This is a genomic window from Pelomicrobium sp. G1 (assembly GCF_051905455.1).
Taxonomy (GTDB): Bacteria; Pseudomonadota; Gammaproteobacteria; order Burkholderiales; family UBA6910; genus Pelomicrobium.
Genome location: NZ_JBQACR010000486.1, coordinates 1 through 248 on the forward strand (window position 1 = coordinate 1; position 248 = coordinate 248).

1 protein-coding gene is annotated in these 248 nt (G+C 71.4%); it reads right to left on the reverse strand.

From position 1 onward, the window contains the following. A partial coding sequence (locus ACTFO6_RS19330; RefSeq protein ID WP_439935940.1) for a hypothetical protein occupies window positions 1–182 on the reverse strand: 182 nt, incomplete at its 3' end. Between the last annotated feature and the right edge of the window lie 66 nt (window positions 183–248).

Below are 248 nucleotides of genomic sequence, written 5' to 3' on the forward strand. Positions count from 1 at the left end.
GCCTGGTTCCAGCGGCTGCTGGCCAGGTGGACGGAGGGGGGCGACAGGACCAGCACCGGCTCGCGGCCCGGGAGCGGGATCCCGGAAGAGCGAGGATAGAGCACGGTGGTGCCCAGCCAGCGGGGCTCGTCTCCGGCCCCGGGGGCGGCCCAAGGGAGGCAGAGGGCAATCGCCAGGCTCATTGACGCGATGCCGCGCGCGGCCCGGCCGTAAGTGGCGCGCGCTCGATTCATGTTCGGTTAATATAC